The sequence below is a fragment of the Oricola thermophila genome (assembly GCF_013358405.1).
Classification (GTDB): Bacteria; Pseudomonadota; Alphaproteobacteria; order Rhizobiales; family Rhizobiaceae; genus Oricola; species Oricola thermophila.
This window is the reverse complement of the sequence record NZ_CP054836.1, coordinates 1,821,327-1,834,795: the sequence shown is the minus strand read 5'-3', so window position 1 is coordinate 1,834,795 and position 13,469 is coordinate 1,821,327. Positions and strand designations below refer to the sequence as shown.

14 protein-coding genes and 2 pseudogenes are annotated in these 13,469 nt (G+C 62.8%); 9 read left to right on the top strand and 7 right to left on the bottom strand.

Annotated features, from left to right (window positions below; translation table 11 throughout):
• Window positions 1-120: 120 nt before the first annotated feature.
• The 9 genes and pseudogenes from HTY61_RS08880 to HTY61_RS08845 all read left to right on the top strand — a co-directional run bounded on the left by HTY61_RS08880 (window position 121) and on the right by HTY61_RS08845 (window position 6,856).
• Window positions 121-669 (top strand): GreA/GreB family elongation factor, encoded by a 549-nt coding sequence (locus HTY61_RS08880; RefSeq protein ID WP_175276449.1) that lies wholly within the window; start codon window positions 121-123, stop codon window positions 667-669.
• Between the two features lie 16 nt (window positions 670-685).
• The gene (locus tag HTY61_RS08875; protein WP_175278489.1) at window positions 686-1,432 is read left to right on the top strand and encodes a sulfite exporter TauE/SafE family protein; all 747 of its coding nucleotides are present in this window, start codon (window positions 686-688) and stop codon (window positions 1,430-1,432) included.
• A gap of 274 nt (window positions 1,433-1,706) precedes the next feature.
• Window positions 1,707-1,808: pseudogene (locus HTY61_RS19690) on the top strand (hypothetical protein); the annotation flags it as partial.
• Window positions 1,809-1,835: 27 nt separating this feature from the next.
• A complete protein-coding gene (locus HTY61_RS08870) occupies window positions 1,836-2,474 on the top strand; it encodes an IclR family transcriptional regulator (RefSeq protein WP_246272977.1) in 639 nt (212 codons plus the stop codon).
• A 30-nt stretch (window positions 2,475-2,504) separates the two neighbouring features.
• A complete protein-coding gene (locus HTY61_RS08865; RefSeq protein WP_175276447.1) occupies window positions 2,505-3,476 on the top strand; it encodes a TRAP transporter substrate-binding protein in 972 nt (323 codons plus the stop codon).
• A 58-nt stretch (window positions 3,477-3,534) separates the two neighbouring features.
• Window positions 3,535-3,984, top strand: coding sequence for a TRAP transporter small permease (locus HTY61_RS08860; RefSeq protein ID WP_175276446.1), 450 nt, complete (start codon window positions 3,535-3,537; stop codon window positions 3,982-3,984).
• Entirely contained in the window at window positions 3,981-5,240 is a 1,260-nt protein-coding gene (locus HTY61_RS08855; RefSeq protein ID WP_175276445.1) for a TRAP transporter large permease, read from the top strand. Before HTY61_RS08860 ends, HTY61_RS08855 begins: the two co-directional genes overlap by 4 nt.
• A 1-nt stretch (window position 5,241) precedes the next feature.
• The gene (locus HTY61_RS08850; RefSeq protein ID WP_175276444.1) at window positions 5,242-5,973 is read left to right on the top strand and encodes an enoyl-CoA hydratase/isomerase family protein; all 732 of its coding nucleotides are present in this window, start codon (window positions 5,242-5,244) and stop codon (window positions 5,971-5,973) included.
• 10 nt (window positions 5,974-5,983) lie between these two features.
• Window positions 5,984-6,856, top strand: coding sequence for an isocitrate lyase/PEP mutase family protein (locus HTY61_RS08845; protein ID WP_175276443.1), 873 nt, complete (start codon window positions 5,984-5,986; stop codon window positions 6,854-6,856).
• 325 nt (window positions 6,857-7,181) lie between these two features.
• On the opposite strand, the gene HTY61_RS08840 is transcribed toward HTY61_RS08845, so the two are convergent.
• The 7 genes and pseudogenes from HTY61_RS08840 to HTY61_RS08810 all read right to left on the bottom strand — a co-directional run bounded on the left by HTY61_RS08840 (window position 7,182) and on the right by HTY61_RS08810 (window position 13,420).
• Complete coding sequence (locus HTY61_RS08840; protein WP_175276442.1) at window positions 7,182-8,702, bottom strand: UxaA family hydrolase; 1,521 nt, start codon at window positions 8,700-8,702, stop codon at window positions 7,182-7,184.
• Window positions 8,699-9,882 (bottom strand): annotated as a pseudogene (gene uxuA, locus HTY61_RS08835) (mannonate dehydratase). The gene HTY61_RS08840 and the pseudogene uxuA overlap by 4 nt, the downstream one beginning before the upstream one ends.
• The gene (locus HTY61_RS08830; protein WP_175276441.1) at window positions 9,879-11,333 is read right to left on the bottom strand and encodes a mannitol dehydrogenase family protein; all 1,455 of its coding nucleotides are present in this window, start codon (window positions 11,331-11,333) and stop codon (window positions 9,879-9,881) included. Before HTY61_RS08830 ends, uxuA begins: the two are co-directional and overlap by 4 nt.
• Window positions 11,305-12,051 (bottom strand): 2-dehydro-3-deoxy-D-gluconate 5-dehydrogenase KduD, encoded by a 747-nt coding sequence (gene kduD, locus HTY61_RS08825; protein ID WP_175276440.1) that lies wholly within the window; start codon window positions 12,049-12,051, stop codon window positions 11,305-11,307. Before kduD ends, HTY61_RS08830 begins: the two co-directional genes overlap by 29 nt.
• A complete protein-coding gene (gene kduI, locus HTY61_RS08820; RefSeq protein WP_175276439.1) occupies window positions 12,048-12,872 on the bottom strand; it encodes a 5-dehydro-4-deoxy-D-glucuronate isomerase in 825 nt (274 codons plus the stop codon). Before kduI ends, kduD begins: the two co-directional genes overlap by 4 nt.
• 26 nt (window positions 12,873-12,898) lie before the next feature.
• Window positions 12,899-13,213 carry a cupin domain-containing protein gene (locus HTY61_RS08815; RefSeq protein ID WP_175276438.1) on the bottom strand — a complete coding sequence of 105 codons (315 nt, stop codon included), beginning with the start codon at window positions 13,211-13,213 and terminating at the stop codon, window positions 12,899-12,901.
• Window positions 13,214-13,222: 9 nt separating this feature from the next.
• The gene (locus tag HTY61_RS08810) at window positions 13,223-13,420 is read right to left on the bottom strand and encodes a TRAP transporter large permease subunit (RefSeq protein WP_175276437.1); all 198 of its coding nucleotides are present in this window, start codon (window positions 13,418-13,420) and stop codon (window positions 13,223-13,225) included.
• Between the last annotated feature and the right edge of the window lie 49 nt (window positions 13,421-13,469).

Genomic DNA, 13,469 nt, shown 5'->3' with positions numbered 1-13,469 from the left:
CTCTTTGGAGGGTGTCTCATCGCAGGATCGTGACCCCTGCGCCACCGGCCGGTGGCCAGGGGATCAATGCACGATTGCAGCTCACAACCCCGTTGCGAGCGGGCGCGGTGGAGATTCACGATGCGACACGATAAATGCCTTCTGACGACCAAGGATTTTGCAATGCTCGAATCCATGCTGGACCGTGGTCCGCACATTTCCGATTCCTGGCGGGCGCTGCTGCGCCGCAAGGTGAATTCTGCCGAAATCGTTTTTCGTGACGACGTGCCGCCGGACGTCGTCACGCTCAACAGTCGTGTCCGTTTCCGTGTCGATGATGGGCGGCCGGAAGTGCGGGTTCTGTCCCACGGCTGCACGAGCCTCCCGGTGGGGCTGTCTTTGCCGCTGACGAGTCCCACGGGGCTTGCCCTGTTGGGATCGCGTGAGAATCAGGTGACGATCATCGAGGATGACGAGGGCCGGCCGGTGCGGATTTTTGTCGAGAAGGTTCTCTACCAGCCGGAAGCTGCGCACCGCGAGCAGTTGGAGGCCGTGGAGCGCCTTTCGCCCCAGTCTCGCCGATCCGGGTTCAAGGTCATATCGGGAGGCCTTTCACCCGAGAGGTCGCCGCGCTCGGGAAACCGCCTTTGCCCGGGCGGTTCCGACGATCCGGGGCCTTCGGCTGCATGACCGGTGTGATTGATTGATGCTCGACCTGGCGGTTCTCGTTCTTGCCGGCTTCGTGGCCGGTGCGCTCAACACTGTTGCGGGAGGCGGGACGTTCCTGACCCTGCCGGCGCTGATTTTTGTCGGCGTGCCGCCGGTGGCAGCAAATGCGACGAGTGCAGTGGCGGTTTTTCCCGGCTATCTCGCGGGAGCCATCGGATTCGCAAGCGAGATCCGGAGCTTGGATCGCACCCGGTTGGCCTGGATACTGGTTGCTTCGGTCCTGGGCGGTTCCGTTGGGTCGTTCCTGCTGCTGGTTTCATCCAACGAGGCGTTCTCATTCGTCGTGCCATACCTGCTGGCCCTCGGTACGTTGACGTTCGCGTTCGGCGACAGGTTGCGTGCATGGGCGGTATCGCGAGGGGGCGCGCGCCGTCGCGGCGTGTTCGCGACCTTTGCCGCGTCCGTCTATGGCGGCTACTTCAACGGCGGCCTCGGAATCATTTTGCTGGCGTTGTTCTCTCTGCAGGGGATGCGCGACATCAATCTGATGAACGGCTTGAAGAACGCCGTGTCCTTCGTGCTAGCCGCGATTTCGGTGGCGATCTTCGCCACTGCGGGGATCGTCTCCTGGCGGCATGCGGCGATCATGGCAGCCGCTGCGGTCACCGGCGGGTATCTCGGCGCGCCAATCGCGCGTGCCCTGCCATCTGCCGCAGTGCGGGCTATCGTCATCGCGGTTGGCGCGTTCATGACGGTCGTATTCTTCCGGGCTTCGCTTTCCTGAAGCCGGCGGACCCGTTCCTCGGCATCAATTCGGATTGTCTGCTGCGCAACCGCGTTTTCCCTTCTGCGGGCCCCGGTCGGCTTCCCGTCGGCGAGGGCATCCGGTCAGTGGACATCGAAGGCAATGCCTTGCGCGGGCGCGTTTTACGGCGGGGTGACGATATCTCCAAAAGGGCGGTTCGGATCGTCCGCCCGTGCCTTCGCGCTGCGTTCACTTGACTTCACGTAATCAAGCGAACACTATGAGATCACAGTTATGAACAGAGTTCACATATATGAACGTAAAATCTGCGGAACGCGTCATAAAAATAGTGGAGCTGATTGCCGATGAGCCTCGGAGTCACGCGCAGCTTGCCGCTGCCCTGGCCATCCCCAAGAGCAGCCTTACCGGTCTTCTACACACATTGACGGAAGGAAACTTCCTCGCGTTCGATCCGATCAGCCGCACCTACCGCCTCGGATCGGCAATGGTGTTGATCGCGCAAAAGTACTTGGCCGGAATGGATCTGGCCACGATCTCGCGCGAGGCTGTCGATGCGGTAACCCGGGAAACCGGGGAGGCAACGGCCATGGTGATATCTGCGGGGGAGGACATTCTGATCATCGCCAAGGCGATGGGTAGTCACCCCATTCGCCGCACGATGCAGGTGGGTGAGCGCGCCCCGATGACGCTTTCTGCCGCCGGTCGTGTCTTCCTTGCCTACATGCCGGAAAGCGCGCGCTTCGAAATCGTTACGCGCCAGCTTGCCGAATGCGGAAAAGGACCCGAGAACGCAAGCCGCATACTCGAAATGATCGCCGATGTCGCCCGGGGCGGCATGGCCTACACGTTCGAGGAACTCATTCCGGGCATCGTCGCAATGGCGCTGCCCGTAATCGGTCGGGAAGGGCGGCTCGTCGGGTCGCTCAGCGTTTCGGCGCCGGCCTCGCGATATGATGATGCGCTCGTGGAACGCATCGAGACGAGCTTGCGGCATCACGCCGACAGGCTCGGGCGCACACTGGGTGCCGACGGACCGTTATCGCGAACATTGGGATCGTGATCGGCCGAAATGTTTGCAAGGGAGGACGTCATGTCTTGTTACTACGGAAAAATCGCGCTCGCCGGCGGGGTGCTACTCGGATTGGTCGGCGCGGCTTCGGCCCAGACCGAGATCGTGCTGGCTCACGTCTTCCCGGCCAACAGTCAGGAACAGCGTACCGCTGAGGCCTTTGCGGAACAGGTCGCCGAACTCAGCGGCGGGGAAATGGAGGTCTCCGTCTTCCCCGCAAGCCAGCTTGGCGGCTGGGCGCAAATCGCCAACCAGCAGCAGTCCGGCGCGGTCAATGTGACATTTATTTCGACAAGTGCACTTGGCGGGTTTTCGGAACTGGCGACAGTGGATGCCTGGCCCTTCCTTTTTGATGAGCGGTCGCAATTCGACGCAGCTTACGCCAGCGAGGACGGCAAGGCTTTCTTCAACGCGATCGAGGCTGATTCAGGCTACAGGGTCTTGGCGCCCGTCTACAAGGGCGCGCGCTATGTCTACCTGAACAAGGAGGCCGACAGCCTCGAAGGCCAGCGGATCCGGGCGCCCGGTCTGCCGGTCGTGCTCGCGAGCTTTGAAGCCTGGAACGGCAGCCCGACCCCGATGAGCGTGGCGGAACTCTACACGGCGATGCAGCAGGGCGTCGTCGATGGCGTCGAGATCGAGGCGCAGACCGCCGTGTCTCTCGGCGTGGCGGACATAACCGAGACCGTGCTTCTTACCCGGCACATGATGCCCAACTATGCGTTCATTTTCTGGGGTGCCTGGCTCGATTCCCTTCCTGACGATCAACGCGCGGTAATCGAACAGGCTGCGCAGGTGGCATCCGACGGGTTCGGTTCCGGCATCGAGGAGGCCGAACAGGCTTCCTTGACTGTCTTCGAGGAGGCCGGGTCCCGCCTTGTCGAGGTGGATCGCGCCGCCATGCGGGAGGCTTCGGAAACTGCGCTGAGAGAGCAGTTTCCGGATCTCGTGGAATGGGTGGACCGCCTGCGTGCGGCCGGCGGCGTCCAGTAGGTTGGCTCCGGACCCCTTGAGCCGGGGAGTTTCCCTGGTCGCTGGAGGAGGCGCGGCATTGCTGCGTCTCGCTCTTGGCGTGGGCATGGTTATCCTGTTCGCGTCGGTCATCGTCCAGGTGATCGGAAGGTATGTCTTCGCCTACACGCCGCCGTGGTCGGAGGTCACTGCTGCCCTGACCCTGACCTGGCTCACCTTTCTTGGTGCGGCGCTGGCCGTTCGGGGCGATGAAAACCTGGCTGTCACCTTGCTGCCAGACCGCCTGCGGGGATGCGCCCGGATCGCCGTGACAATCTTCATCGCGTTCTGCGGAGGCCTGTTCGCTTGGGTGCTGATCTCTGCCGGATATGACCAGATGGCGATTGTCAGCAGGGCGCGGATTATCGGCCTCGATCTTTCTGCGGCATGGCTCTATGCCAGCGCCCCGGTCGCGGCGATCTTCATGTTGATCTTCCATCTGGAGACTGCACTCCGCGCGGTGACGCCCTGCGCCGGAGACGGCAAATGACCGGCCTGGTCGTATTTCTGGTCACGCTGTTTGTCGGCGTCCCGATCTATGTGGCCATCGGCCTGACGTCCTGGGTCTCGATGGGCAGCTTCCCGTTGACTGTGCTGATCGACCAGATGGTCTCTGCACTGAATTCCTTTCCCCTGGTCGCCTTGCCGCTGTTCCTCCTGATGGGGAACCTGATGGGTGCCGCTGGCATCACGCGGACGCTGGTCGCCTTTGCCAACATGCTGGTCGGCCGTTTCCGCGGCGGCCTTTCGATTGGCGCCATCGGGTCGGGGGTTTTCTTCGCCTCCATATCGGGCTCGGCTGCGGCCGACACCTCGGCCCTGGCCTCCGTCCTCGTCCCGGCGATGAAGGAGGAAGGATATTCGGGCGGATACTCGGGCGCGCTGGTCGCCGCTGCGGGCACGCTTGGCTCGATCATACCGCCCTCGATACTGCTGGTGATTTACGGCGTGCAGACAGGGACGTCGATCGAGGGGCTGTTCGTTGCCGGTATCCTGCCCGGGCTTGTCGTGGCGGCGGGCATGATCTTCCTCGCGATCTACATCGCGCACCGCCGCGGTTACCCGCTGCATCGGGGCGTTTCCATGCGCGAAGGCTTGCGGACAACGTTCCGCGCGCTTCCCGTCCTCATGCTGCCCGCGATCGTCATTGTCGGGATCATCGCCGGCATCTTCACCATCACCGAAAGCGCGGCCGTGGCCGTGGCCTATGCTGTTGTGCTTGTGCTGGTGTCGCGCAGGATCGGCGCCCACCGACTTTGGTCGATTCTGATCGAGACAGCGAAGGAAACGGCCAGCGTCACCGCCGTGATTGCCGCCTCCGCTGCGCTTGCCTGGCCGTTGACCCGAAGCCAGGTGCCTGCCGAACTCGCTGCGTACGTGACACAGGAAGTTGCGAGCCCGGTTCTGATCCTACTCCTCGTCAACCTGCTGCTTTTGTTCTTGGGCATGTTTCTTGCCCCGGCTGCCGCGCTTGTGCTGGTAACACCCATCCTGCTGCCGATCGGGCACGAATTGGGGATAGGGTCGCTGCAACTCGGGCTTATCACTGTCTTCAATCTAAATCTGGGCCTGCTCACTCCGCCGGTGGGGCTGGGGCTCTTTATCACCGCACGCATCGCCGGGACGACCTATCTGGAGCAGGTGCGGGAGGCATTGCCGTTCCTCGCGGTCAACCTGCTTGTATTGCTTGGTATCACCTACCTGCCATTCGTGACGACGGCCCTGCCATCGTATCTGGGACACTGAAATGACCGAAGAGATACTTTTCTCCCCTGACGATCAGACGCTGCACCTGACCTTGAACCGGCCGCAGCGGGGAAACCGGATCACAGCTTCCATGGCCTCGGCGATCGCCGCCGTGCTGCGCGACGAATCTCCGATCCGGTCTCGTGTCGTTGTGATCGAGGGCGCGGGCAGTGCTTTCTGTCTCGGGGGAGACTTTGCGGCCGAAGGCAACAGGGCGGAAGCGCATCTCCAGTTCGGCCGGAATTTCGCCGCGATGTGCCAGGCGGTTCGCGCGGCGCGGCTTCCGGTCATTGCAGCGGTGAACGGCGACGCCCATGCCGGGGGCATGGGACTCGTTGCCTGCTGCGACCTTGTCGTGATGTCCGAGGATGCGACACTTGCGCTGCCGGAACTCCTGAGCGGCCTGTTCCCCATACTCGCCATGGCGATGGTTCGCCGTCTCCTGCCAAGGCCGTTGTTTTTCGACCTGGTCTATCGCGGGCGCGCGCTGACGGCAGAGGAGGCGCTGCATTACGGCCTCGTCACCGAAATCCGGCCTGCGAATCGGGTTCATGATCGTGCGATGGAAATGGGCAGGGAACTCTCTGCGCTCAGCCCGACGGCGATCCGCATTGGTCGGCAGGCTTATCATGCCATGTCTGCAATGACCGAAGCAGATGCGGTCGAACATGCCCGCCACGTTCTTCCCATGCTCTTGAGAGCTACGGCGGGCGAGAGGGAAATGGAAGGATGATCGGAAAGCCATGAGCAATAACGCAAAGCTGAAATCCTTGTTTCGCTCCGGCCGCACTACCATAGCGATGGGGGCTTACGATCCGCTCTCGGCGCGGCTGGTGGAGCGGGCGGGATATGACCTGGTCTATCTCGGCGGCTATGCTGCGGCCGCCGCCATGCTCGGCTTGCCCGATCTTGGCATGATGACCGCGACCGAGGTCGCGGACCACATCCGCAGGGTGCGCGCCGTGACGACCGTGCCGATACTCGTTGACGCCGACAATGGTCATGGCAGCGCACTGAACACCGCGCGCACGATTGCGGAATTCTTGGCTGCGGGCGCATCTGGTGTCCACATGGAAGACCAGGTCCTGCCGAAGAAATGCGGTCACATGGGCGGCAAGCGGTTGGTTCCGGTCCGGGACATGATCTCCAAGATACGCGCGGCGCGCGAAGCCGGAGGCGAGGAATTCGCCCTGATCGCGCGGACCGATGCGATAGCCATCGATGGAACCGACGCTGCCATCGAGCGCGCGGCACGCTATGCCGAAGCGGGCGCCGACGCGCTGTTTCTGGACGCGCCGGAATCCATGGCGCATGTCGAACAGATCGGTCGTGACCTTGGTCCGCTTGGCGTGCCACTTGTTTTCAATGCCGCGAGCACGGGCAAGACGCCAACTCTTGCCGTGAAGGAAATCGAGGCGCTCGGATTTAACGTCATCCTATATCCGATCGAGGCGATGCTTGCCGCTCTCGCCGGTGCGCGGCTGGTTATGGACACCTTGAAGGTCGAGGGCAGCCTGGAAGGCATTCGCGACAGAATGGCGAGCTTTGCCGATATGCAGGATCTTCTCGGCGTCGCGAAAATGGAGGCGCTCGACGAGCGCTTTCCGACGTCATGACTGGCGACCGGCCGGAAGAAGAGGCCATGAGCAGTTCAGGAGATTCCGAAAAAATCTCGGAGACGAAACCGCGTTCCGCGAGATTGCGTCCGTTGCGTATTTCCCCGAGATTTGCCGGCGATTGCTTTCGTCGGATGCGGCGCAATTCGCTAAGGCGTCGATGTCCGCCATCCATAATTCGCCGGCGATCGCCTGAAGAGAGCGACACCTGACACGCGGCCGGAACCGCTTTTGCAGGCGAGTGTTCAGGCGCTATCCCGGTATCGGCCGGTCGACTTGTGACGGCGGTGGAAATCGATCCGTGCGGGGCGGGCGCAGTCGTCTTCTACATCACCGCACCTATCTGCCAGGGAACAAACTCGTTATCGCCCAGGCCGAGACGTTCACTCTTGCTGTGCTTGCCCGAGGCCGTTGCCACGATCAGATCGAGAATCTCCGCGCCCTTGTCGGCAAGCGATACTCCGGCGCTGATAACGTCGCCGCAATTGAGGTCCATGTCCTCGATCATTGTATTGTACAGACGGTCATTGGTGGCCAGCTTCAACGTGGGTGCCGGTTTCGAACCGAATGCCGATCCCCGTCCCGTGGTGAAGACGACGATCTGGGCGCCGCCTGCCACCTGGCCGGTGACCGAGACGGGGTCGTAGCCTGGTGTGTCCATGAAGACGAGCCCGCGCGCAGTGGGGCGTTCGCCATACCCGACAACCTCGTTCAGCGGCGTCGCTCCTCCCTTTGCCACGGCTCCGAGCGACTTCTCAAGGATCGTGGTCAGCCCTCCGGCCTTGTTTCCGGGAGAGGGATTGTTGTCCATGGACCCCCCATGTGAACTGGTATAGTCCTCCCACCAGCGAATGCGTTCGGTCAGTGCCGCTGCGACCTTGGCATCCGCCGCGCGTCGCAGCAGGAGTTGTTCCGCGCCATAGATTTCCGGCGTTTCGGACAAAATGACGGTGGCGCCGTGGCCGACGAGGTAGTCGCTGGCCACGCCCAGTGCCGGATTGGCCGTAATTCCCGAATAGCCGTCCGAGCCACCGCACTGCAGTGCGACGACTAGATCGGACAGAGGGCTCGGACTACGCCTTGCGGTGTCGATCTCGGGCAGCATTTCCGTTACGCGGGCGACAATGCGCTCGACCGTGGCGCGTGTGCCGCCGCTTTCCTGAATGGTCAGGCCGTGGAACCGCTCCTCGCCCGCGGCGCCGAACATCGATTTCATGCGCGCGATCTGCATGACTTCGCAGCCAAGCCCCACAAAGATGGCTGCGCCCACATTGGGGTGGGTCGCGTGTCCCCAGAGCACCCGCTGCAGGTTGCTCCATCCGGGCCCGTCTGCGGCCATGCCGCAGCCCGTGCCGTGGGTCAGTGCGACTATGCCATCCACGTTGGGATAGGCATCGAGCAGACCTCGTCGTTCTATCTCGTCGGCGGCGCGGCGAATTACTGTCGCCGAGCAGTTCACCGTCGCCAGGAGGGCGATCATGTTGCGAGTGCCGACCCGCCCGTCTGCACGGCGATACCCCTCGAACGTGCGCGGTTGCAGTTCGGGAACCGCCTTGCGTGCCTGATCCAGATCAGCCCCGGCTTCTGCGTCTCCTGCATGGGCTCCGAAGGCCAGGTTGTGGCTGTGTACGTGGGCGCCGACGGGAATGTCTTCGGTCGCGTATCCGATGACCTGACCGAACTTGTGGACCGGGGATCCGCACTCAATGGCATGTCGGGCGATCTTGTGCCCTGCGGGAACGGCCGCGCTGAGCGGTAGGCCCGAGCCCAGCGGACGATCGCCGGCGGCGGCTCTTTCCGTAAGGATCGCCACGTCGTCTGCGGGAGCCAATACAATGATTTTCATGCCGACCTCCGTTCCAGCCCGGCGATCAGGCCGCGCAATTCTGCGAGACCCTGAGACGCCCGATCAGGGGGTAGCCCGGATGGGTCTCGCGCCCAATGTCGGCAAGAAGCGCGTGTCCGTGGTCTGGACGGAACGGAATGAGCGCATCGTCGTTCCCGGCTGCGCGGCGGGCCGTTTCCTGCTTCAGCAGGATAGCCACCAGATCGGCCATATCGACATCGCCCTCCAGATGTGCGGTCTCCTGAAATGAGCCGTCAGGTTCTTTCGCGACATTGCGCAAGTGTGCGAAGTGGATGCGATCGCCAAACCGGCGCGCGATGGCCGGTAAGTTGTTGTCCGGATGTGCGCCAAGCGAACCTGAGCACAATGTGAGTCCGTTTGCAGTATTGTCCGCCATCGCGAGGATCAAGGCAATGTCATTCTCGGTCGATACAATCCGGGGCAGGCCAAGAAGCGGGCGCGGAGGGTCATCCGGGTGGATGCACATGCGAATGCCAAGCTCCTCTGCTGCTGGAATGACTTCCTGAAGGAACCGCGCCAGGCTGGCGCGCAGGTCGTCGGCCGAAAATCCCTCCCAGGGTTTCAAGGCTTCGCGAAGACCGGCGATATCGTAGCGCGCATAGGCACCGGGAAGCCCGGACATGATCACTTTCAGCAATCGTGCGCGCTCCCCGCTACTGGCGGTCGCGGCCAGCTCATTGGCGGCTTCGCACACGTCTTGCGCCCAGTCGCCCTCTGCGCCTTTGCGTTCCAGCACGTGCAAATCGAAAAAAGCCATTTCGACAGCCGAGAAGCGGAGCGCACGGCCGCCGGTAGGCAGTTGCGCATCGAGCCGGGTCCGTGTCCAGTCCAGAAGCGGCATGAAGTTGTAGCAGACCACCTTTACGCCTTCGGCAGCAAGATTTGCGAGCGACTGGCGGTAATTGGCGAACAGCCGTGCGCGATCCGGTCCGCCTCGCTTGATTTCCTCGTGGACGGGCAAGCTTTCCACCACTGCCCAGTGCAAATTGCCCGGGGCGGTGGCAATCTCGGCGCTTCGCTTTGCTATGGCTTCGCGCGGCCATATTGCGCCGTAGGGAATTTCGTGCAGGGCTGTGACTATCCCTGCTGCGCCCGTTTGTGCGATTTCTTCTAGCCGAATATCATCGAGCGGCCCGAACCAGCGCCAGCATTCGATCATTTCGCTGCTTCCCTTACTGACGCGGCGCTGCCGCGTTCGGCCAAAGCGGAGTAGGCGCGTACGACCGCTTCGCGGAAATGGGGATCTGCGGCGAGGGCGGGATCGAACACTTCTTCGATGGCGAGGAGGGCCGCGACCTTGCCTTCCGGGTCTGTCGCGCTGTCAGACGCGGCTCGCAAACGATCCGCTAGCGGATCCTGCACGTCGATCGAGCTGCCGTTCTCGTCAACGCCGCCGACATAGCGCATCCAGCCCGCCACTGCGAGGCAGAGGCCTGTCGGGACCCGGTCGGCTTCAAGATTGTCGCGGATCGTGCCAAGGATGCGCTGTGGCAGCTTCTGGCTGCCGTCCATGGCAATTTGCCAGGTCCTGTGCTGGATGGCCGGATTGCGATAGCGTTGCATCAGCGTGGCGCAATAGACATGGAGATTCTCGCCCTGTGGAGTCGGAATGGTGGGCACGATCTCCGCGGTCCAGAGATTTTCGCAGTAGCGGGAAAAATCGCCGTCAGCCACGGTATCCGCAATGGTTTCGAACCCGGCTAGGTACCCCAGGTATGCCAAAGCTGAATGAGTGCCGTTCAGGCATCTGAGCTTCATCAGTTCATGTGCTTCGACATCGTCGACAAATTGCGCGCCTGCTTCTTCCCAAGCGGGGCGTCCGGCCGCGAAGCGATCTTCTATGACCCATTGGCGGAAAGGCTCGTGCACCACGCAGGCCCGGTCGCAGTAACCGGCTTCTTCGGCCAGGCGAGTGATGTCCCCCTCGGTCGTTGCAGGCGTGATTCGGTCCACCATCGTGGCGGGGAAGGGGACCTGTGCGGATATCCAATCGGCGAGCTTGGGATCGACCCTTTCGGCGAATTCGAGCACAACGCTTTGCGCGAGCCGTCCGTTCGAGGGCAGGTTGTCGCAGGACAGAACGGTGAAAGGGGGTGATCCGTTGGCTCTGCGGCGTTTAAGGGCGGCGACGATGAAGCCTGCAGCCGATCGCGGAGTGGCGGGATGCGCGAGATCGTGGGTGATGTCCGGATGATCCGCATTGAGCCGTCCGGTGGCCGGTTCGTGGCAATAGCCTTTCTCGGTGATTGTCATTGAGACGATACGCACCGCGGGATCGGCCATCGCTGCTATTACCGCCTCTTGGGCTTCCGGCGCGACAAGAACCCGGTTGATCGCGCCAACGATTTTCGGTCGGTCCCCGTCGGGGCTACGTGCGACGGAGGTATAGACGCAGTCCTGTGGCGCGAGCTGGTCACGCACCGTGGGGCTCCTGAGACTAACGGCGGTAATTCCCCAATCGCCGCCCGCGGTCGCCATTGCCTCGTCGGTGTAGACCGCGTTGAACGCGCGAAAGAAGGCGCCGGGACCGAGGTGGAGGATGCCCGTACGCGGAGCCCGTCCCGAGCGTTTCAGCCTTGGCTTATCGGGCAAGCCAGCCTCCGTCGACATTCAGCACTGCACCCGAGACGTATTTCGCCGCCGGCGCGCAAAGGAACGTGACCGCGCCGGCTATGTCCGACGGCTCGCCCCAGCGCCCGGCCGGGATGCGCGAGAGGATTTCGGCGTTTCGCTTCTCGTCGGCGCGCAATGCCGCGGTGTTGTTGGTTGCGATGTATCCCGGAGCCACCGCGTTGACGTTGATGCCGCGTGCGGTCCATTCATTGGCGAGTATCCTGGTCAGCCCCGCCACCCCGTGCTTGGACGCGGTGTAGGCAGGAACCCGTATCCCTCCCTGGAAACTGAGCAGCGAGGCGATGTTGACAATCCGCCCCTCGGACCCGCGTGCAAAGACCTCCCGGGCGAAACTTTGGGAGAGCATGAACACGGCCTTGAGGTTCACGTCCATCACTGCGTCCCAGTCCGCCTCCGTGTAGTCCACGGATTCCGCCCGTCGGATGATGCCGGCATTGTTCACCAGCAGGTCCAGTTCCCCCGCCTCGGTCAGCCGTGACGCTGCGCCAGCCGGATCGGAGAGGTCGAGCATGAATGCCTCGGCGCTTCCGCCCGCGCCCCTGATACGATCGACCGTTTCGTCGCATGGCGAGCGACCGGCGGCGACTACATGTGCGCCGGCCTCCGCAAGGCCGATCGCGATGGCCTGCCCGATGCCGGTATTGGCGCCCGAGACCAGGGCGCGCTTGCCGTTGAGCTGGAATGCGGAATTCATCGAAGCGCCTCCATTGCGACCATGTCCATGTCGGTGAAATCGATATTGTCTCCGGCCATCGCCCAGCAGAAGGTGTACGAAGCCGTGCCGGCGCCGCAGTGGATCGACCATGGCGGCGAAATCACCGCCTCCTCGTTTGCCATCACGATGTGCCGGGTCTCGTCCGGGCGCCCCATGAAGTGAAACACCCGCGCATCCTCCGGCAGATCGAAGTAGAGATAGGCTTCCATGCGGCGGTCATGAAGGTGGGCCGGCATGGTGTTCCAGATGGAGCCGGGCGCGAACTGCGTGTAGCCCATCAGCAACTGACAGCTTTCGCAGACCTCCGGGTGCAGAAACTGGATGATGACCCTTTCGTTGACGGTTTCCGATGCACCCATCTCGACACGTCGCGCATCCTCCTTCCGGATGAGGCGGGTTGGGCATTTGCGATGTGCCGGCGCCGAGAGCACGTAGTAGCGGCCCGCGCCGGCGAACGTGATCGGTCCCGATCCCATGCCGATATAGAGCACTTCGCCGGTATCGATCGTATGGGATTCGCCATCGACCGTCACGGTACCCGGCTCGCCGATATTCAGGATAGCGGCCTCGCGCCGGTCGAGAAAGCCGGGTGTGCCTGTTTCCGGCATTTGTTCGAGTGTCAGTTGGCCGCCGGACGGCACTGCCGAGCCGAGGATCAGCCGGTCGTAGTGGGTATAGACGAGCCGGATTTCGCCGGGGCGGAAAAGGTCTCCGACGTGGAAATGGTCGCGAAGCCGGGTGGTGTCGAAGTTCTTTGCGGATTCGGGATCAATGGCGTAGCGGGTCTCGGTCTTGAGCATTGGGTCTCTCCGGTTGGCGCGCAGCTTCAGAGAAAGTCGTCGCGGCGCGGGGTGAAGGTGTCAATCAGGCGACCGGCTTGCAGGCATTCGCATCCGTGTTCCGCGCCGGAGGGGATGACAAAGCTGTCGCCCGGTCCCACGTCGAAGGCTTCCTCACCGAGGAAAAAGCGAAACAGGCCACGTTCCACGTAAGTCGACTGGACATGCGGATGGCTGTGGCGTCTGCCGCGAGCGCCTTTCTCGAACGTGAAGGCTACGACCATCAGTTCGGGACTGTCGGCGAGCACCTGGCGCGTCACGCCGGTATCGGCTTCGACCTGGGGAAAGGTCCTTGTTTGCATCGTTCTCTCCTATCGCATGATCGATGGCAGCCACAGCGAAAGCGCCGGCACAAATGTGACAAGCAGCAGCGTCCCGACGCTTGCCGGATGGAACGGCCATGTCGTGCGGATGGTCCGTGTTGCCGTGGTCTGGCCGGCCGCACGCCCGACGAACAGGACAGCGCCTGCCGACGGAGTACAAAGCCCGATGCCGGAACTGGAGGTCATGTCGTGTCCACCCATTCGCCAGCCTGTGCAGAGTGATCGATCGCTGGAC

Excerpts from the sequence above, each read along its gene's own strand:
- HTY61_RS08880 (WP_175276449.1), top strand. The coding sequence starts at position 121 with ATGCGACACGATAAATGCCTTCTGACGACCAAGGATTTTGCAATGCTC.
- HTY61_RS08875 (WP_175278489.1), top strand. The coding sequence starts at position 686 with ATGCTCGACCTGGCGGTTCTCGTTCTTGCCGGCTTCGTGGCCGGTGCG.
- HTY61_RS08865 (WP_175276447.1), top strand. The coding sequence starts at position 2,505 with ATGTCTTGTTACTACGGAAAAATCGCGCTCGCCGGCGGGGTGCTACTC.
- HTY61_RS08855 (WP_175276445.1), top strand. The coding sequence starts at position 3,981 with ATGACCGGCCTGGTCGTATTTCTGGTCACGCTGTTTGTCGGCGTCCCG.
- HTY61_RS08850 (WP_175276444.1), top strand. The coding sequence starts at position 5,242 with ATGACCGAAGAGATACTTTTCTCCCCTGACGATCAGACGCTGCACCTG.
- HTY61_RS08845 (WP_175276443.1), top strand. The coding sequence starts at position 5,984 with ATGAGCAATAACGCAAAGCTGAAATCCTTGTTTCGCTCCGGCCGCACT.
- HTY61_RS08840 (WP_175276442.1), bottom strand. The coding sequence starts at position 8,702 with ATGAAAATCATTGTATTGGCTCCCGCAGACGACGTGGCGATCCTTACG.
- HTY61_RS08830 (WP_175276441.1), bottom strand. The coding sequence starts at position 11,333 with ATGTCGACGGAGGCTGGCTTGCCCGATAAGCCAAGGCTGAAACGCTCG.
- kduD (WP_175276440.1), bottom strand. The coding sequence starts at position 12,051 with ATGAATTCCGCATTCCAGCTCAACGGCAAGCGCGCCCTGGTCTCGGGC.
- kduI (WP_175276439.1), bottom strand. The coding sequence starts at position 12,872 with ATGCTCAAGACCGAGACCCGCTACGCCATTGATCCCGAATCCGCAAAG.
- HTY61_RS08815 (WP_175276438.1), bottom strand. The coding sequence starts at position 13,213 with ATGCAAACAAGGACCTTTCCCCAGGTCGAAGCCGATACCGGCGTGACG.
- HTY61_RS08810 (WP_175276437.1), bottom strand. The coding sequence starts at position 13,420 with ATGACCTCCAGTTCCGGCATCGGGCTTTGTACTCCGTCGGCAGGCGCT.